This window comes from Paludisphaera sp., from assembly GCF_037189885.1.
Lineage (GTDB): Bacteria > Planctomycetota > Planctomycetia > Isosphaerales > Isosphaeraceae > Paludisphaera.
On record NZ_JBBCIR010000080.1, the window covers coordinates 1 to 18,729 of the forward strand.

The window sequence follows — 18,729 nt, forward strand, 5'->3', positions numbered from 1 at the left end:
CTGGCCAGCGCGGTGCCCAGGATCATCGCCGCCGCCATGGCGAGCGACCGGAAGCCGATGCGGGGATGCATTGTCCCTTCTCCGAATTCTTCTGAGAGAGTTGGAACCGCGCGGTCTGTCGTCGACCCCACGGTTGGCGCGGAGCATGGCCGGCCGCGACCCATTGCGGGCCCGTCAACGCGGACTCGGGATGTCGCGGGAGGTGTCCGTTCCGGGTCTCGCGGCGTCGCGCCACGGGGGGTATGGACGGCTCCTCGCCGGATAAGGCAGGTCGCGCCTCGCGTCGATTCGTGAAGTGCGACGCTGGAAATCTACAATGGATTAGACACGATGGCGGCAATCGCGGGAAGGGGCTATCGGCGGAAATCCGCCAAATCCGCCCCCCGCGCCCGATCGCCGCGCCGCCACGCCCATGGCCGAATTTCCAGTAAGTTTAGATATCGGAATCCATTAAGGAGAGTCGCCCCCCCGTCGGTTGCATCGGATTTCGCCCGCGCATGCGTCCGTTTTCTTTGATTTCCTTCGGCCGAATTCATCCGTCTTTGTCGGCCCCCGTGGACCGGCCGGCGCCGTCGCCGCTTCCGCCGATTTCGCGAAATTCGAAAACCTCGACCTCGGCGCGTCTCCGCGGGATTGGCGTTCTCGGATCCGCGCGGGGCGATTAGGATTCGCCATTCCTTCTGGACGGAACCAGGCTCGCGCACGCCGCGACCCCCGCGCCGCGCGGGGAGGGCGGGCGCCGAGGGGGGAGCGATCGGACCATGCCTCACCAGGACGACGCCGGATCGTCGCACGCATCGAACAGGGCCGCCCGGATCCGACGCGACGGCGCGCCCGAGGGCCGGCGCCGCTGGGGGCCGTGGACGATCGGCCTGGCGGTGACGCTGATGGTCGTCTTCTCGGCCCCGCCCCTCGTCAACCTCTTCCGCGGCGAGCCGAACAAGGACTACAGCCTCTGGTACCAGGTCGGCGCCGCGCTGCGGGGCGGGCTGGAGATCTACCCGGACCCCGAGTCCAATCGGCTCTTCCCGTTCATGTACCCGCCTTCCGCGGCGGCGATGCTGGGCTACATCAGTTACCTCGGGCCGTACCTCACGGGGATCCTGCTCGTCCTGATCCACTCGGCCGCGTGGGTCGGCGCGGTGATGCTCTCGGTCCGCCTGGCGACCGGCAGGGCCACGGGGCGCGACCCGCTCCTGTACATCGTCCCCTCGCTGGCGATCGTGGCCCTGATCCACAACACCTACCTGCTCGGCCAGCCGAACCTGACCCTCCTGACGCTCCTGCTGGCCGCGTTCGCGTGCCTCCAGAAGGGGCGCGACGTCTCGGCCGGCGTGCTGGTGGCGACCGGCACGGCGATCAAGGCGTTCCCGCTCCTGGCGCTGGGATACCTGGTCTACCGCCGCCGCTGGAAGGCGTCGGCCGCGACGGTCGTGGCGCTGGCGGCGTGGCTGCTCGTCGCGCCCCTGCCGTTCCGGACCCCCGCGCAGGCGCTGCGCGACGTGAAGGTCTGGACCGGGGGGATGCTGTTCACCTACAACAAGCAGGGGATCGCGCAGCGCCCGTTCCGGTCATACAGCTATAAAAATCAGTCGATCATGGCGATGTCGCATCGGCTGCTGCGCGACGTGCCGGCCGACGGCGAGGCCGTTCTGTCGAAGCGGATCGCCAACTACCGCCGGGCCGCGAAGATCGGCGAGCGCGACGGCGTGCGGGCCGACGGCTCGTTCGACCTCAAGACGATGCTGACGGCCGAGCCCCAGGGCGCCGCCGGGATCGCGGCGGCCTTCGACGGGATCGACGCCGAGCTGAAGCGGGCCTGGCGCGTGAACGTGGCGTCGCTGGACTTCCGCGCGGTCACCGCGGCGACGCTCGCCGGCATGGCGGCGCTCGGCCTGTTCACCCTGGCCGTCTTGCCGAGGAAACGCGACCAAACCCCGCGCTCGGACGCGCTGGAGTTCGCGATCGTCACGCTCCTGATCGTGATGTTCTCGCCCCTGTCGTTCAACTATGCCTACGTGTGGCTCATCTATCCGATGACGGTGGCGTTGCACGAGGTCCTGTCGCGGCCGGCGGCGGGGCGACGGGCCCGGGCGATCGAGCGCGCCTGGCTCGGCTTCATCCTGCTGCTGCCGGCGACCGCCGTGGCGTTCCCGCTGTACGCGCAGGCGTATGGCAATCTTTTCGTCCCGTCCGCGCTCCTGGTCTTCACCCTGGGCTGGCGCCTCAAGTCGATTCGTGGCCAATCGGCCCCGGACGACCCCGACGGGGAGGTGGGGGCCCGCCACGCCACGGCCGGCAGGGAACCCGCCGTCGCGTGAACCCGCCCGCCGGGCCCCGGCCGGCGCGGGGCGAGGCCGAGCGATCGCCTCGCGGCCCCGCCCCCGCTCCGTCGCGCGCGGCCCGCCGGATCCACATATCCTACTTTCGCCGCCGCCGGCCCGGATTATTCGAGCGGATACCCTGACCCAATCCTGGGGACTCGCCGATAATCACGACATACTGTTAAACTTTTCGTTGAGATGAATCCGACTTGCGGGTAAAGTCCTCGAAGCTCGCTTCGCGAGCCAGGTCGTGCGAGGTCGATCGTGGGCGTTGAACGCGGGGGCTCCCCGTACGCGCTCGATTCCCATTTCGGACGAAGATTCAGGAGACGCGGTTGATGGCCTTCGGAAATCTCATCGGATCCCGGCTGTCGGGCCGGGCCGCCGTGCTCGCGGCCGTCATGGCCTCGCTCATGTTCGTCGGATGTGGCGGCGCGGACCAGACCACCGGTGGCCCGGTGGAGCCGGATCCCGAGCTGACCAAGCAGCACGACGCGATGCGGGAATACTACAAGCAGAACCCGCTCCCCAAGCAGAAGTAGCAGTGACGGGCCCGATCGGACGAGCACGGGCGCGCGCGATCGTCGCGCGCGGTCGCGCCTGCTGAACGGACGCCATCGTGATCTCGCCTCATCGGCGAGGCCCGACCCATCATCCTCCCCCTTGCTTTCTCGGAGCCTATATGCCGTCACGCGCCTCGACCCGTCGGGGGTTCACCCTGATCGAGCTTCTCGTCGTCATCGCGATCATCGCCGTCCTCATCGCCCTGCTGCTGCCGGCCGTCCAGGCCGCCCGCGAGGCCGCCCGCCGCGCCCAGTGCGTCAACAACCTCAAGCAGATGGGCCTGGCCCTGCATAACTACCACCAGGCGATCGGCGCCTTCCCCATGGGCGCGACCGACGCGCCCGTGCACGCCCCCGGCGACAGCGCCAGCACGGGCGGCGGATGGTCTTCCTGGAGCGCCCAGTCGCTCATGCTCCCCTACATGGAGCAGTCGGCCATCTACAACTCGATCAACTTCAGCTGGGCGGCCATCCAGGGCGGCTCGCTCTCCTACAACATCAACTCGACGGCCTACGAGACGAAGATCAACTCCCTGCTCTGCCCGTCCGACGGCAACGCCGGCAAGACGAACATCTGCAGCTACGCCGGCAGCATGGGCACGACGACCATCATCTACGGCAATCAGAGCACCGGCCTGTTCACCTACCACCGGAGCTACGACATCGCCGAGGTCACCGACGGCACCTCGAACACGATCGCGTTCGCGGAGCAGCTGGTGGGCGAGCAGACCGGCGCCCCGATGAAGCGGGGCAACTCGACCGGCAACGGCGGTGGCGGCGGCGGCCAGGCCGGCGGCCAGCTCGACGTCACCGGCATGATGACCCAGATCCGGAACGACATGCTGCAGTGCGACACCTGGTTCCGGGATCCGGCCGCGCGGGTCGGCGGCCGCGGCAACCACTGGGGCGCCGGCATCCTCGGCGCCACGATGCTCAACACGGCGATCCCGCCCAACAGCGCCGGTAGCGCCTGGGGCGCCTGCCGGATGGATTGCTGCCCCAACGCGCAGCACGACCACTACACCAACTCCACGAGCAACCACAGCGGCGGCGTGAACGTGGCCATGGGCGACGGCAGCGTCCGGTTCGTCAAGGACTCGGTCAGCTGGCAGACCTGGTGGGCCCTCGGCACCCGCGCCGGCGGCGAAGTGATCTCGTCCGACTCCTACTGATCGAGTCATCGCGCGGGGTCGTCGCGCGGCCGGATCGACGTCCGGCCGCGCCTTCCCCGCCGTGGTCCTTGACACAACGAGCGGAGGGCGGGCGATGCGACTGTTCGAAGCCGCTCCGGGCCTCGCGAGGCGCGTCGCGCCGTGGGCCGGGCTCGTCCTGATCGCGGGGCTGACCGTCCCCGCGGTCTTCTGGCTGGAGCGGCGGCAACTCGCCGCGTGGGCCCGCGAGACCGAGAAATTCAAGCCCCCCGGGGGGGGGCGCGAGGTGTTCCTCGCGCCTGGCGTGAAATCCCCCCCGACCGTCCCCGCCGGCGAGGCGCGGCTGGACGACGACGAGCCGGTCATCGGCATCGTGGCCGGCGGACGCGCCCGCGCTTACCACGTGCGGACGATGAGCGACAAGACCCGCCACGTGGTCAACGACCTCGTCGGCGGCAGGGCGGTGACGGTCGCCTACTGCGACCTGAGCGATTGCATCAGCGCCTACGGCGGCGACGAGGCGACGAGCCCGCTCGACGTCGGCGTGGCGGGCCTCGTCAACGGCGAGATGCTCGTCAGCGTTGGCGGCGTCGCGTATTTCCAGGAGACCGGCGACCTCGCCGACGTGGCCCATCCCGACCGGGCCGCCCCTCGGTTCCCGTATGCTCGCTTCCCGGCGACGCGCACGACCTGGGGCCGCTGGAAGTCGCTCCACCCCGACACCGACCTCTACCTCCACCAGACGTCGGTGCCGACGTCTCCGGAGGCCCACGCCATCGAGGCGTCCGGGCGCTGATTTTTGACGCCCGCCTTGGCCCGAACGGGGTTCGGCGATCGACCGTCGACAGGGCGAGCCCTCGCGGCGGCCCGGCCGTCGGCGCGCGCCCGTCGAGGGCGCTGGGGATCGGTCGTGATCTCGGCCGTCGGCGCTCGGCCGTCGGGGGGCGCGGGGACCGACCCTTATCGGCATTTCGGGGCACCTGGCATTGCCTTTTTCCGGGGGTTCGCCAAGAATGCCGCGACCTGCCGGGAAGCACCTTCCTGAGTCGTCGGCGGCCCGCAAGGGGCCGGATTGTGATCGGGAATTCGGGCCTGGCGACGCGGTAGCACGTCGCCAGGGGCGAGGGCGCGGGCCGTCCGCATGGGCGGCCGATTCGGGGCGCGGGCGGAAGGGATGACGCCGCGGGCCGAGGGCGCGGGGGCGGATCTGGCGGGACAGGCAAGGAGGCGATGCCCATGGCGCGCTGGTTCGTCGATCGTATGCCTCAGCGGGGGATCCCCTCGGTGAGCCTCCGCAGGCTGCTGCCGGGGGCGAAGTTCGTGGGGTGTCCTGACTGGGAGGTCACCGGCTGCGCCGTCGACCATCGCCGGCTCGACCCCGGCCAGGTCTTCGTGGCCGTGCGGGACGCCCGCTACGACGGCCACGGCCACGTCCGCGAGGCCCTCGACCGGGGCGCGGCGGGGGTCGTCGTCGAGCGCGAGATCCCGGAGGCCGGCCGGCTCCAGGCGGTCGTGGGCGACGCCCGCGCGGCGCACGCCCGGATCTGCCAGGCCCTGGCCGGGGAGCCGTCCGAACGGCTGGCGACGCTGGGCGTCACGGGCGTCCAGGGCAAGGCGATCGTCTCCCTGATGGCCCGCGCCATCTTCGAGGCCGCCGGCCTGCGCTGCGGCATGATCGGCGGGTCGGGCTGGACCGACGGCGTCACGGCGCGGCCCCTCGGCGTCGCCGAGCCGGCCGGAGCCTGGCCCGGCGGCGCGGCCGGGCTGGCCTCGATCCTCTCTTATATGGTCGAGCGTCAATGCCACGCCGGCGTGATCGAGGTCGGCGCCGAGGCGCTGGAATCTCGGGCGCTGGAGGGCGTGACCTTCCAGGCCGCCGTGGCGACCGACCTGGCCGTGCCCGCCGGGACCTCGCCCGACGCGGCGCTCAGGCGGCGTCGGGCCAAGGCCCGGCTGTTCCGCAAGATCGCCCCCGGCGGCGCGGCGATCGTCAACGACGACGACCCGAACGCCGAGATCCTCGGCGGCCTGAACCTGGACGCCCGCCGCGTCTCCTTCGGCCTCGCGCGGCCGGACCGCGTCGACCTGTCGGCCATCATCCAGCGCGTCGACGCGTCCGGGACGGGGTTCCTGCTGCTGGGCTACGGCCGGCCGACTCCGGTCCGGTTGAGGCTCGTCGGCGAGCGCCACGTCTCGCACGCGCTGGCCGCGGCGGCCCTCGCCTGGTCGATGCACGTCGACGTCGGCGCGGTCGTCGCCGGGCTGGAGAGCATCGCCGGGATCGCCGGCCATCTCGAATCGGTCGACGCCGGCCAGCCGTTCGACGTCCGCGTCGACGAGGCGAGCGACGCCGCGACGCTGTCCCGGGCGCTCTCCGCGCTCCGGTCGATCACGGCGGGCCGGATCCACCTGATCCTCAGCGCCCACGGCGGCCAGGACCGCGAGACCCGCCGCGCGGCGTCGCACGTCGCGGAGACGGCCGCGGATCGCGTCGTCCTGACGCTCGGCGACCCCCGCGCCGAGGACCCCGACGCCTGCATGGACGACATGCTCGGCGGGTTCCGGCGCCCGGGCAAGGTCCACGTCCAGCCCGACCGCCGTCGCGCCATCGAGGCCGCGCTCTCCGACGCCCGGCCCGGCGACGCCGTGCTGATCGCCGGCAAGGGCCGAAACGCCTACCAAATCTTCGCCGACCGCGTCGTCCCGTTCGACGACGCCGCCGTCGCGCGGACCTTCCTCAACGCCGGCCGCGTCCGGGCCGCCCTCGCCCGACGGGCCTGAGCCGAGGCTACATTGATCCGGGATAAAACGCCGGGCGTCCTCCTCCCGCCCGGAGAGGAGGACGCCCGGCGACCTCGACCGTGAAGGTGAGAGCGGCCCGCGCGATTCGCGCGGGCCGCTCTCGCGCGCGTCAGGAGAGCTTTTCGAGGCGGCCGGTGCTGTCGCCGAGGCGCTCGCAGGGGACGCCCATGCGGTCGAGCATCGAGAGGTACAGGTTGTTGAGCGGCTGGGGCGTGTAGGCGACGTGGCGGCCGGTGGCGATCGTGCCGCCGCCGCGGCCGACGAGCAGGACGGGGAGGTCGTCGTGGTTGTGGCGGTCGCCGTCGGAGATGCCGCTGCCGTAGACGATCATGGAGTTGTCCAGGACGGAGCGGTCCCCTTCCTTGGTCTCCTTCAGCCGCTTCAGGAGGCGGGCGAACTCCTCCATGTGGAAGCGGTTGATGCGCCGCAGCTTCTCCTGCTTGGCCGGGTCCTTGCCGTGGTGCGACAGGTCGTGGTGGCCCTCGGGGACGTCCAGGAACGGGTAGGGGCGGCCGCTACCCTCGTTGGCGAACATGAAGGTGGCGATGCGGGTGGTGTCGGTCTGGAACGCCAGGGCGAGCAGGTCGAACATCAGCCGGACGTGCTCGGCGTAGTCCTTCGGCACGCCCGCGGGCCGCGCCGTCGCGACGTCCGAGGCCCGCTCCGAGTCCTCGTCGGCGCGGGCGACCCGGCGCTCGATCTCGCGGACCGCGGTCAGGTATTCGTCGAGCTTGCGGCGGTCGGACATGCCGATCCGGCCCCGAAGCGACTGGGCGTCTTCCTGGACGAAGTCGAGGATGCTGCGCTCGTAGAGTCCGCGACGGCGGCGGTCGTCGGCCGAGCCTCCGTCGCCCAGCCCGCCGAACAGGCGGTCGAAGACGAGCCGGGGGTTGATCTCCTTGGACGACGGCGTGGTCGGCGTGCGCCAGGAGATGTTGGACGAGTACGCGCAGCTATAGCCCGAGTCGCAGTTGCCCGACTGCGCCCCGCGCTCGATGCCCAGCTCCAGCGAGGGGAGCCGCGTCGCCGAGCCGACGTGTCGGGCGGCGTACTGGTCGACCGAGACGCCGGCCTCGATGTTCGCGCCGTCGGTCTTCCGCGGGTGGACGCCGGTGAGGAAGCAGGAGAGCGACCGCGCGTGGTCGCCGGGGCCGTCGCCGTGGGCGCGGGCGTTGTCCTGGGCCAGGTTGGAGAGGACGAGCAGCTCCTCCTTCACCGGGGCCAGCGGCTCCAAGATCGACGGCAGGTCGAAGTCCCCGCCCACCTCCTTCGGCTTCCAGTCCTGCATGTGGACGCCGTTGGGGACGTAGAAGAACGCCATGCGGAGCGGGCCTTCTTCGGGGCTCGGCCCGCGCGCGGCGGCCATGGCCTCCATCCAGGGGAGGGCGACGGCCGCGCCGGCGCCGCGTAGCAACGTGCGGCGGGTGATCTTCAGTCGGCTCATGTCCGGCTCCAATGGTGGGGGAAGGGGTAAGTCGAGGGACGCGTCAGCCCTTGCGACGCAGGAACGGGGGGCTCTTGACGATCTCGGTCACGATCCGCGACAGCCGGTCGCCGTCCTCGGCGGCGGCCTTCACGATGTCTTCGACCGTGCAGTCGTCGTTCTCCTCCAGGCCGCGGCCCAGGGCGTAGGTCAGGAGCTTCTCGGTCAGGGCGCGGGCGAACTGGGCCTTGCGGCCCTTGAGGACCGCCTTCAGCTCGACCGGGCCGCTGAAGGAGGCGCCGTCCGGCATCTCCGAGGAGGCGTCGATCGGATGGTCGCCGTCCTTGTCACGCCAGGCTCCGATGGCGTCGTAGTTCTCCAGGCCGAATCCGGGGGGATCGAGCCGGAGGTGGCAGGAGACGCAGTCCGGCCGCGACCGGTGCAGCTCCACGCGCTCGCGGAGCGTGCCGACGATCGGCCCGCCGGAGTCGTCCGCCAGCGCCGGGACCTCCTCGGGCGGCGGCGGAGGCGAGTCGCCGAGGATCTGCTCCAGCACCCACTTCCCGCGCTTGACGATCGATGTCCGCGACGGGTTGGAGGTTGTCGTCAGGATGCTCGCCTGGGTGATGAGGCCCCCGCGCTCGCGGCCGGCCAGCTTGACCTCGCGGAAGTCGTCGCCGGCCACGCCGTCGATGCCGTAGTGCCGGGCCAGCCGCTCGTTGAGGAAGGTGTAGTCGGCGTCGAGGAAGTCGACCAGGCTGCGGCCGTCGCGGAGGATCGCGGCGAAGAACAACTCGCTCTCGCGCCTCATGGCGTCGCGTAGGGGCTCGTCGAAATCCTTGAACAGCCCGGCGTCCGGGGCGGCGACCTCCAGGCCGCGGAGTTGGAGCCATTGCCCGGCGAAGTTCTCGACGAGGGCGTCGGACTTCGGGTCGCGGAGCATCCGGCGGACCTGGGCCTCCAGGACCTCGGGGTCGTGAAGCTTCCGCTCGTCGGCCAGCCGGAACAGCTCGTCGTCCGGCATGCTGCTCCACAGGAAGTAGGACAGACGCACGGCGACCTCGTCGTCGCTCAGCGGGACGCCGTTGGGCTGGTCGACCACCTTCCCCTGGCGGTCGCGGACCGGCCGGAAGACTTCCACCTTGTAGAGGAACTGCGGCGATGCTAGGACCGCCTGCACGGCCAGCTGGATGCCGCGTTCGAAGCTGTCGCCGTTCTCGCGGGCGAGTTCGGCCAGTCGGACGAGCTTGGCGACCTCGCCGCCGGTGACGGGGCGGCGGTACGCGCGGCGGAGGAAGCGCTCCAGCACGGCGGTCGCGCTGTCGGAGTATTCCTCGGGCGTCGCCGGCCGCTTCACCAGGATCAGGTCGTGGCCGGGAGGGGGCGCGTCGTCGGGCCCGCGGAACGGGCCCTGGATCTCGATCGACCGGACGACGAGGTTGCGGTCGCGACGCCCCGGGTCGGGATGGTCGGGGTCGTAATAATCGTTGATGAACGCGGCGGCGACCCGGCGCGAGCCGGCCGGGGCGCGGAAGCGGTGTTCATACGTCCCGGGCGAGGCCTCCTCGGCCGCGACGTCGAACGCCCGGAGCGCCCGGCCGTCGACCCGCAACTCCATGCGGGCCGGCTGGTCCCCGGCCTGCTGCCCGAAGGCGACCACGCGGACGACGTACTCCGCCTCGCGCGGGAAGTCGTGGGCCGCGGCGACCTCGCCGGTGCTGGCGAGGATCTGTCCGTCGTCGTGGTAGGCCGACCCGTTGACGGCGCTAAGCGCTTCCCCGTCGTGGAGCGTCGCGGGGGGCTCGCCGCCGGCGTCGATGGCCCGGGAGGCGACCTCTCGGGCCGCCGCCATGTACTTCTCCATGAGGATGGGCGGCAGGCTGAGGACGTCGCCGATGTTGTCGAAGCCGTACCCGACGTCGTCCGACGGGAAGTCGTCGGCGGGGCGGAAGTCGACGCCGGTCAGGTCGCGGATCGTGTTGTCGTACTCGGCGCGGTTGAGCCGCCGGATGGTCACCTTGCCGGGGTCGGCCGGGCCGTCGCAATCGGCCTTCTCGAACTCCCCGCCGATCCAGGCCGCGAGGAGTTCCGCCTCCTCGTCGGTCGGCTGGGGCTGGTCTTCCGGCGGCATCATGCCCGCCTCGACGTTCTCCAGCACCCGCCGCCAAGGCTTGCGCTGGGTCGCGGGCGAGCCCCTTTCCAGCAGCCTGGGCAGGTTGAACCCGGCGTCGGGCTTGTCCCCCTGGTGGCAGGCGATGCAGTACTTCTCCAGCACTGCCCTGGCCGGCGCGGCCACCTCCTCCTCGGCGCTCGCGGTGGCGGGGGAGGCGAGGGCGAGGACGCAGACCGTCGCGAGGACGACGGGCGAGGGGCGTGGTGGAGTGGGGATCGGCATCGTGTCGACTCCGGGCGGGCGGCGGGCCTGGCGGGCGCGAGGGCAGGGGGGCGGCGAGCGGTCCTGACATCCTACATTAGTTTAACGCCCTTGGCGCAATCGGCAAAACCCTTTCGGGCGTCACCATGGTTAGGCGACATCGGCCGGGAGCTGGTGCCGCCGATCCGACGGCGCGCAAAATCGCGCCTGGCCAGCGGCGAATCGACGTGCTCAATCGCGCTGGCCACCGGCGGGGCCGCCGCGAGTTCGGGCGCGACCCGGTCCATGGGAATGGCCCCGGGAGCGAAAAAAATGGTCGGCCGGTAAGCCTGGGTGGACAATAATCTTATGGCGAATCGAGAGCCGATCCATCCCCAGAATCGGCCCGTCGTCTCTCTCCAGGGCTGTTCTGGGTGCAACTACATGGTGGAGGAAACCGGAACCGGCGTCCCTGGCGTCCCGATGGGAGGACTCGCGAGCATGATCGAGCGGATCGACGTGAAGCCGGCCCGGCCGAAGTCGAGACGGGCCGGGACGACGCGGCGGACCTATACGAAAACGACGAACGAAGCCAACTGGGAATCACTATCAAAAGGATGATGGGCAAGGATTTGCGTCGAAAACACGGCGCGTGGCGCGACGACGAACGAAGCCAACTTCGGCGTGCCGTCGCGCCACGCGTGAAGGGCTCAGAAATCGAGGTCGCCGCGGATCAGCTCGTCTTCCCAGGCGTCCATCAGGGGCCAGTCGACGGCGCAGGTGCCGAAGTCGGACATGTGCTTGTAGCCTTCGAGGCGGTCGATGGTCCGATTGAGGAGGTCGACGTCCTTGCGGAAGATGGGGCCGTGGGAGGGGAGCAGGAACTCGGCGTCGCAGTCGCGGATGCGCTCCAGGCTGGCGATGTAGTCGGGGATGTTCGAGCCGTGGTGGGCGTCGATGGCCCCCACGCAGCCGTCGCGGAAGATGTTGTCGCCGGAGAAGAGGAGGTTCCCCATCTTGAAGGCGAGCTGCCCGGCCGCGTGGCCCGGGGTGCTCCAGACCTCAATCTCGTGAGGGCCGACCTGGATCTTGGAGCCCTCGTCGATCTGGACGTCCACCCTGCACTTGGGCATGGGGATGCTGATGCCCTGGGCGTCGATCCGGGCGAAGGTGAAAAGCTCGTCGCCCGACTCGATGGCCGGCACGCTGCGGGGGTGGGCCGCGACCGGGCACTTGAGGACGTCCCGGGCGCGGGCGAGGCCCTGGGTGTGGTCGACGTCGGCGTGGGTGGCGACGACCATCTTGCAGGCGGAGAAGCTGTAGCCCATGTCGCGGATCAGCTGGAGGACCACGACCGTGTCCTCCAGGAAGCCGACGTCGATGAGGATGAATTCGTCGCCCCCGTCGATGAGATAGACGTTGACCCCCACGCGGCGGCGGGCCTGGTAGTTCATCTCGATCACGCTGGGGAAGACGAAGCGACGCTGGAGCATGTTGGCGGACTCGGGGTCGGGGCGCCCCCGCGAGGGCGGGGAGGGGATCACTCGGCGACGTGGCGATCTAGATTCTAGGCCCGGAAGGCGCCCGGCTCAACCCGACCCGGGGTCCATCGCGGGGGCCGGGGCGGCGACTTGACAGGGTCCGGAGGGCCGGGTAGGTTGAATTCGGGCTCCGTCGTTGGAAGTTCCGAGAACCAGACGAGATGAGTTGACGACGGCGAGACCCTCCCCCGGCGCGGATCGATCACCACCCCGCGCCCGCGAGCCGGGCCTCCTGGCGCCCGTCCCCGACCGACCCCGGCGAGGCCCAACGGCCCGTCGCCGGCCGTGCCGGGCGCGTGCCACCCCGTCGCCGAGCCCGGGTCCACGCGGCATAACACGAGGTCTGCCGAACATGAGCAAGTCGTCCATCGTCGAGAGACGCATCGCGCCTCCCGCGGGGCTCGTCCGGGTCGGCGCGGTCGCCCTGCTGGCGTGGGCTTGGGCCGGTCCCGTCGCCGCCCCCGCGCGTGCCCAGCAAGCCCCCGCCCCGGCCGACGCCGCGGCGAAGGACGCCCAGAATCCCGCCGAGGACGAGGCGCCGAAGGAGGCCGTCGACCCGTCGGAATCCCAGAAGACGGCCTCGCTCCAGATCTACCTCGACCCCAACATCGAGGCGATCCGCGACCCCAAGAAGTTCCAGGAGATCCGCGCCAACCCGGTCCCGGCGCAGGAGATCAACCAGTTCAAGGCCATGGCCGCCAGCCCGCTCGTCGCGCCCGACCCGGCGCTGATCGACCGCGTGGTCTCGGCGATGGTCTCGCAGATGTCCAGCCCGCGGAACATCCAGGCCGCCCTGGACCCCTCCGGCGAGAAGAACGCGGCCGTCGTGACCGCGCTCCAGTCGGCGACCCAGACCCTGGTGGAGGCCTCGTTCGTCGCGCGGGGCGCCAGGAACACCGGCTTCCAGACGCGCTACAATCAGGTGTTGCTCCAGAAGCTGCCGCCTCTGTTCAAGCACCACTTCCTGCCGCGCATCCAGGCGATGATCGTCCTGGCCCAGAGCGCCAACCCGGACGCCCTCAAGGTCCTGCTCGACGAGATCAAGGACCCCAAGCAGACCTACTGGGTGAAGCTCTGGGCGTTCCGGGGGATCACCAACATCAAGCAGATGACCAACCGGCTCTCCGCGGCGCAGGAGGCCGAGGCGGCCAAGGCGATCGCCGACCAGCTCCTCGCCGGCAAGGATTGGCCCGCGTGGGTCCAGGTCCGCGGCCTGGAGGCGCTCACGGCGCTGCGGCAGGGCTACCTGCCGACCTCCCCCCGGTCGGCCGACATGGCCTCGGCCGCCTTCCAATACCTGACCGACGAGAACCTGGCCCTCGACGTCCGGGCGCAGGCCGCCCTCGCCCTGGGCTCGATGCAGATCGGCACGGCGGTCCCCAGGTACAACCAGGCGGTCGTCGCCTACGCGGCGGCGCGGGTGGGGGCGGCGATCCTCGACAAGATCTCCGACGGCCACACCGAGAACCCGCTGCGCTCCCAGGAGCTGACCACGGTGCTGGTCGGCCCGCTCTTCCAGGCGTTCCAGGGGCAGGAGGGGGTCCGCGAGAGCGGGCTGCTGAACTCCCCCACCGGGGGGAAGGCCGAGAGCCAGAAGTACTTCGACGCGATGAAGCCGGCGGCCATGGCGGCGGCGGCCCTCGTCGGCGCCCCCACCGGCCAGATCCCCGCGGCGCGGCAGGACCTCCGGACGAAGACCGACGCCTTCAAGGCGTTCCTCGACCAGAACCCCCCGGCCGACGCGACGCTGTTCCAGAACGGCCCGAGCCTCCCCGCCCCGGCCGCCGCCGACCCCGCGGGGCAGGCCGACGCGGCGGCCGCCAGGGCCGAGGCGGGCGCCCCCCGTGGCTAACGACGACCCCGACGGTTCCGGCGGGCCCATCCCCGTCGCCGAGCTGCGCGACTACCACCTCATCAACGCCGAGGTCGTCCGCCGGCTCGATCGCGGCGACCGCCTCGTCCGGCTCGAAGGCCCATCCGGCCAGCGCCTGCTCCTGGCCGGCCTGGCCGGAAGCTGGGACGCCGTGATCGAGGTCGCCGGCGACGCCGGGCCGGAACTGGCCGCCGGGATGGACGCGCCGAACGTCGTCGTCGTCTGTACCGGCCGCTCGGCCGACGGCGCCGGCGCGGGGATGCGCTCCGGCACGCTTCTCCTGCTAGACCCGTCGGGATCCGCGACCGGCTGCCGGCTCGCGGGGGGCTCGCTCATCGCCGCCGACGCCGTCGGCCCTCGGGCCGGCCTGGGGATGTCCGGCGGCGACCTGATCCTGCTGGGGCCGGTCGGCCCCATGGCGGGGGATCGCCAGTCGGGCGGCCGCCTGTTCCTCCCGGCGGAACCCGCCATCCCGCATGCCGGCCGCGAGGCGGTCGGCGGCCGTCGCTTCGCGGGCGACCCGGGCGAGGGAGAAGCCGACGCCCGGCAAGCGCTGGCGGAGGCGCGAGGGCTCGCGGCCCGGCACGGCGGGTCGCGCCAGGAGGATTGAGTCGATGCGACGATCCCGGCGGTTGCTCGCGACGGCCCCCCTCGCGGCTTGCCTGGCCTTCACCGGCTGCGCCGAGGAGTTAGGGCCCGAGGTCATCCCTCGGACCACGGCCGAGGGGGTCGTGCTGATCTCCGGCCGACCGGTCGATCGCGGATGGGTTGAACTGCAGCCGATCGACGGCACGCTCGGGGACATCACGTCGGCGCGCCTCCGTCCCGATGGCTCGTTCCGGTTCGACCGCGCCCCCGTCGGCGAGGTCGCCATCCGGCTGGTCGACGTCCCCCTGGGCTCGACCGGCGCCTACTGGATCTTCCGCAACAACTCGCCGATCCGGCGCTCGACGCAAACGCCCCCCGGCCCGCCGATCACCATCGAGATCGTCGAGGAGCTGATGCGTTATCAGGAGATGAGGGGGGGCTCTCGATGACCGGCCCGCTCGACGCGTCGCGCGGCGGGATCCGCGCCGTGTACCGCGACGGCACCGGCGAGCTGCACCTCGACTGGCCCGTCGACCGCGTCCCGGAGGCGATCCGGGATCCGAAGGGGACGCTCTGGGTCGACATCCAGGACCCCCCCGGGAAGTCGTCTCCGGAGGCCGAGCGCCTGCTGGGCGACGTTTTCAAGTTCCACCCCCTGGCCGTCGAGGACGCGGTTCGAGACTCGCACGTCCCGAGGCTCGACGATTGGGGTGACCATCTCTACATAGCCTTCCACGCCAGCTTCGTCAATGCCGCCACCGGCGACCTCCAGATCCAGGAATTGGACGCCTTCCTGGGCTCCAATTACCTCGTCACCTACCACCAGGGCACCCTCCCGTTCATCGTGGCCAGTCACGACGCCATCCACGACGACCCGCGCGGGCGGATGCGCAACGGGGCCGACCACCTGCTGTTCCGCCTCCTCGACCGCGCCGTCGACCAGTCCCTGGACGCGATCGAGTCGCTGGACGACCGCGTCGACCGCCTCCAGGACAAGGTGATGGCCGGGCAGGGCCGGAGCGGCCTCGCGGACATCTTCGAGCTAAAGCGATCGGCCTCCCGGCTCCAGCGGACCTTCGCCCCCCAGCGCGACGTGCTGGGCCGGCTGTCGCGCGACCCGTACCGGGTGGTCCGCGCGGACCACCGGGTCTACTTCCGCGATGTCTACGACCACGTCGTGCGGATCCACGACATCACCGAGGGGCTCCGGGACCTCATCGCCGGCACGCTGGATACCTACCTCACGGTCACGTCGAACCGGACGAACGACATCATGAAGGCGCTGACGATGGTCACCGTCATGTTCATGCCGATGTCGTTCCTGACCGGCTTCTTCGGCATGAACTTCTTCGGCGAGGCGCTGGCGCTGGAGGGCCAGCTCCCGAAGTGGGGCCTGTTCCTGGGGGCCCTGGCCTTCATGGCCCTCTCGCCCGTCGCCATGCTCGTCATGGCCCGCCGTCGGGGATGGATCTGAGGCGATCGGCCGCGACCCCCGGCGAAATGATGTATACTACCCGGAGGCCCGCGCGGGCGGCCGGCGAGGGAGCGGCGCGGGGCTCGGCCGGGGGAGGTCGCGACGATGGCGACGCGGTGGCGAGTCCAACCCTTCGAACGCGACCGGATCGCCGCCCTCGGCCGCGGCGCCGGGATCTCCCCGCTCGTGGCGCAGGTCCTCCTCAACCGGGGCGTCACGGACCCCGATCAGGCCCGGGCGTTCCTCGACGCCCGCCTCAACGGCCTGAACGACCCCGAGGGGCTGCCGGGCGTCGCCGAGGCCTCCGACAGGCTCGTCCGGGCCATCCGCCAGGATCGGTCGATCGTCATCTACGGCGACTACGACGTCGACGGCGTCTGCGGCGTCAGCGTCCTGTGGGCCGCGCTCAAGCTCGCCGGCGCGAGGAGCGTCGACTACTACATCCCGCACCGCGTCCAGGAAGGCTACGGCGTCAATCCGGACGCCCTTCGCAAGATCGCCGCCGACCACCCCGGGGCCCTGGTGGTGACGGTGGATTGCGGCATCTCGGCCGTGGCCGAGGCCAGGCTGGCTCGCGAGTTGGGACTGGAGTTCATCGTCACGGACCACCACACCATCGGCCCCGACCTGCCGGCGGCCGACGTGCTGGTCCATCCGCGATTGCCCGGGAGCGCCTACCCGTTCGGCGACCTCTGCGGCGCGGCGGTGGCGTTCAAGCTGGCCTGGCAGGTCTGCAAGGGGTTCGGCGACGGCAAGAAGGCGTCCCCCCACCTCCGCGATTATCTGGTTCAGTCGCTCGGCCTGGTGGCCATGGCGACGGTCGCCGACGTGGTGCCGCTGCGCGACGAGAACCGCATCCTGGTGCGACACGGCCTCGCCGGGGTCCACGGCGCGCCGACGGTCGGCATGAAGGCCCTGATGCGGGTGGCGAAATGCCTGGACCGGCCGAGGCTGACGGCCGGCACGGTGGGCTTCAACCTGGCCCCCCGGATCAACGCAGCCGGCCGGCTGGAGCGGGCGATGCGGGCCGTCGAGATGCTCACGACCGGCGACGAGGCCGTGGCCGCCCAGATCGCCGATGAGCTGGACGAGGTGAACCGCCGTCGCCAGGAGGTGGAGCGCGAGATCGTCCGCCAGGCGACCGAGCAGATCAAGTCCGAGGGGGGCCTCCAGGACCGCGGGGCCATCGTCCTGGGCCGCAAGGAATGGCACCCCGGCGTCATCGGCATCGTCGCCAGCCGACTCGTGGAGATGTACCATCGGCCGACGATCCTCGTCGCGTTCGGCGAGGAGTTCGCGCAGGGCTCCGGCCGCTCGGTCCCCGGCTTCAACCTGTACCAGGCGATCCAGGAGTGCGCCGATGGCCTGATCGGCTTCGGCGGCCATTCGGCTGCGGCCGGCGTCCGCATGGCCGAGTCGCATTTCCCCATCTTCGCCGAGCGATTCGACGCCCGCTGCCGCACTCTCTTGACGCCGGAACTTCGCGAACGCGTCCTGAACATCGACGCCGAGATCCCCCTCGCCATGCTCACCCTCAACGCCGTCGAGGAGCTGGAGAAGATGGAGCCGCACGGCATGGGGAATCCCCGGCCGGTCTTCCTCGCCAGCCGAGCGCGGGTCGTCGGCGAGCCGCGCGGAGTCGGCGACGGGGGGAAGCACCTCCAGCTCAAGGTCGGCCAGGGGGACGCGGTCTTCAAGGCCATCGGCTGGAGCCTGGGGGAGAAGGGGAAGGCGCTGTCCCACGGCACGGAGTTCAGCGTCGTCTTCAGCCCCTCGATCGACGAGTGGAACGGCTACCGCAAGGTGCAGTTGGAGATCAAGGACTTCCTGGTCACCGATGCCCCGGTCCCCGCCGACGCCACGTCGGCCAGCGCCGTCGCCCTGGCCTGAATCCGCGACACCCCCGCCTCGCCTCGGGGTTTCATCCTCCACGGGCCGCGACGATCCGCCGGGCCCCGCCGTCGCGGGGCGGCGCTTCGCGCGCGGCCTTTCCAGGAGAACCCTCCGATGTTCACGCGATTCGTCGCCGGCGGCCTTTCCCTGTCCCTCGCCCTCGTGTCCGCCGTCGCCGCCCCCGTCGACGAGCCCGAGTCCGCCGCGCCCGGCAAGGCCGCCGGCATCTTCCGGCACCTCGACGCCGACAAGGACGGTGTCCTCAGCCAGTCCGAGGTGGACGCGGCGTCGAGGCCCGCCGTGAGGACGATTCTCAAGTCGGGCGACGCGAACAAGGATGGCAAGATCGACGCCCAGGAGTTCGAGACTCTCGGGGATAAGCTGACCGCCATCCGCAAGGCCAGGGGAACGGCGAAGCCCGAGTCCGCCAAGAAGCCTTCCGCGAAGGACTCGGCCGGCTCCGACAAGGATGACGACTCCACGTCCGCCGCGCGGCGGGGCCAGCGGATCAAGGACCTCGTCGAGAAGTTCCGGGCTAACGACGCCGACAAGGACGGGCGACTCAGCCGCCAGGAATTCCAGGGCAGGCCCGCCGTTTTCGACCGGCTCGACATGGATCGAGACGGTTACCTTGACCGGGACGACCTCAAGGCGATCCGGGCCGAGCGGAAGGCCGCGCGGGAGAAGGCCGAGGCGGAGAAGCCGGCCGACAAGTCCTGACCTCGGAAGCCTCGGCGATCGCCG

The 18,729-nt window shown here is 71.0% G+C and carries 14 protein-coding genes; 11 read left to right on the forward strand and 3 right to left on the reverse strand.

Annotated elements, in window-relative coordinates:
* Positions 1 to 761 precede the first annotated feature (761 nt).
* The 5 genes from WG209_RS20670 (at position 762) to WG209_RS20690 (ending at position 6,819) form a co-directional block, all read left to right on the forward strand.
* The gene (locus tag WG209_RS20670) at positions 762 to 2,321 is read left to right on the forward strand and encodes a glycosyltransferase family 87 protein (protein ID WP_337176988.1); all 1,560 of its coding nucleotides are present in this window, start codon (positions 762 to 764) and stop codon (positions 2,319 to 2,321) included.
* 341 nt (positions 2,322 to 2,662) lie between these two features.
* Positions 2,663 to 2,866 carry a hypothetical protein gene (locus tag WG209_RS20675; RefSeq protein ID WP_337176989.1) on the forward strand — a complete coding sequence of 68 codons (204 nt, stop codon included), beginning with the start codon at positions 2,663 to 2,665 and terminating at the stop codon, positions 2,864 to 2,866.
* 140 nt (positions 2,867 to 3,006) lie between these two features.
* On the forward strand, positions 3,007 to 4,059 hold the full coding sequence (locus WG209_RS20680) for a DUF1559 domain-containing protein (RefSeq protein WP_337176990.1): 1,053 nt from the start codon (positions 3,007 to 3,009) through the stop codon (positions 4,057 to 4,059).
* 94 nt (positions 4,060 to 4,153) lie between these two features.
* Positions 4,154 to 4,834 carry a DUF3179 domain-containing (seleno)protein gene (locus tag WG209_RS20685; RefSeq protein WP_337176991.1) on the forward strand — a complete coding sequence of 227 codons (681 nt, stop codon included), beginning with the start codon at positions 4,154 to 4,156 and terminating at the stop codon, positions 4,832 to 4,834.
* Positions 4,835 to 5,274: 440 nt separating this feature from the next.
* A complete protein-coding gene (locus WG209_RS20690; protein WP_337176992.1) occupies positions 5,275 to 6,819 on the forward strand; it encodes a Mur ligase family protein in 1,545 nt (514 codons plus the stop codon).
* A 130-nt stretch (positions 6,820 to 6,949) separates the two neighbouring features.
* Here WG209_RS20690 and WG209_RS20695 read toward each other — a convergent pair whose 3' ends face one another.
* The 3 genes from WG209_RS20695 to WG209_RS20705 all read right to left on the reverse strand — a co-directional run bounded on the left by WG209_RS20695 (position 6,950) and on the right by WG209_RS20705 (position 12,109).
* Positions 6,950 to 8,284 (reverse strand): DUF1552 domain-containing protein, encoded by a 1,335-nt coding sequence (locus WG209_RS20695; RefSeq protein WP_337176993.1) that lies wholly within the window; start codon positions 8,282 to 8,284, stop codon positions 6,950 to 6,952.
* Positions 8,285 to 8,327: 43 nt separating this feature from the next.
* Positions 8,328 to 10,658, reverse strand: a complete 2,331-nt coding sequence (locus WG209_RS20700; protein WP_337176994.1) for a DUF1592 domain-containing protein — start codon at positions 10,656 to 10,658, stop codon at positions 8,328 to 8,330.
* Positions 10,659 to 11,326: 668 nt separating this feature from the next.
* Entirely contained in the window at positions 11,327 to 12,109 is a 783-nt protein-coding gene (locus WG209_RS20705; RefSeq protein ID WP_337176995.1) for an MBL fold metallo-hydrolase, read from the reverse strand.
* A gap of 400 nt (positions 12,110 to 12,509) precedes the next feature.
* Between WG209_RS20705 and WG209_RS20710 the strand changes: the two genes are divergently transcribed.
* The 6 genes from WG209_RS20710 to WG209_RS20735 all read left to right on the forward strand — a co-directional run bounded on the left by WG209_RS20710 (position 12,510) and on the right by WG209_RS20735 (position 18,705).
* The gene (locus WG209_RS20710; protein ID WP_337176996.1) at positions 12,510 to 14,009 is read left to right on the forward strand and encodes a hypothetical protein; all 1,500 of its coding nucleotides are present in this window, start codon (positions 12,510 to 12,512) and stop codon (positions 14,007 to 14,009) included.
* Positions 14,002 to 14,640 (forward strand): glutamate synthase, encoded by a 639-nt coding sequence (locus WG209_RS20715; RefSeq protein WP_337176997.1) that lies wholly within the window; start codon positions 14,002 to 14,004, stop codon positions 14,638 to 14,640. Before WG209_RS20710 ends, WG209_RS20715 begins: the two co-directional genes overlap by 8 nt.
* A 4-nt stretch (positions 14,641 to 14,644) precedes the next feature.
* A complete protein-coding gene (locus WG209_RS20720) occupies positions 14,645 to 15,067 on the forward strand; it encodes a hypothetical protein (RefSeq protein WP_337176998.1) in 423 nt (140 codons plus the stop codon).
* Positions 15,064 to 16,092 (forward strand): magnesium/cobalt transporter CorA, encoded by a 1,029-nt coding sequence (gene corA / locus WG209_RS20725; protein WP_337176999.1) that lies wholly within the window; start codon positions 15,064 to 15,066, stop codon positions 16,090 to 16,092. The genes WG209_RS20720 and corA overlap by 4 nt, the downstream gene beginning before the upstream one ends.
* Positions 16,093 to 16,197: 105 nt before the next feature.
* Positions 16,198 to 17,982: a single-stranded-DNA-specific exonuclease RecJ gene (gene recJ / locus WG209_RS20730; RefSeq protein ID WP_337177000.1), complete on the forward strand. Its 1,785-nt coding sequence runs from the start codon at positions 16,198 to 16,200 to the stop codon at positions 17,980 to 17,982.
* A gap of 117 nt (positions 17,983 to 18,099) precedes the next feature.
* Positions 18,100 to 18,705 (forward strand): hypothetical protein, encoded by a 606-nt coding sequence (locus tag WG209_RS20735; RefSeq protein ID WP_337177001.1) that lies wholly within the window; start codon positions 18,100 to 18,102, stop codon positions 18,703 to 18,705.
* The last annotated feature ends 24 nt before the right edge of the window (positions 18,706 to 18,729 follow it).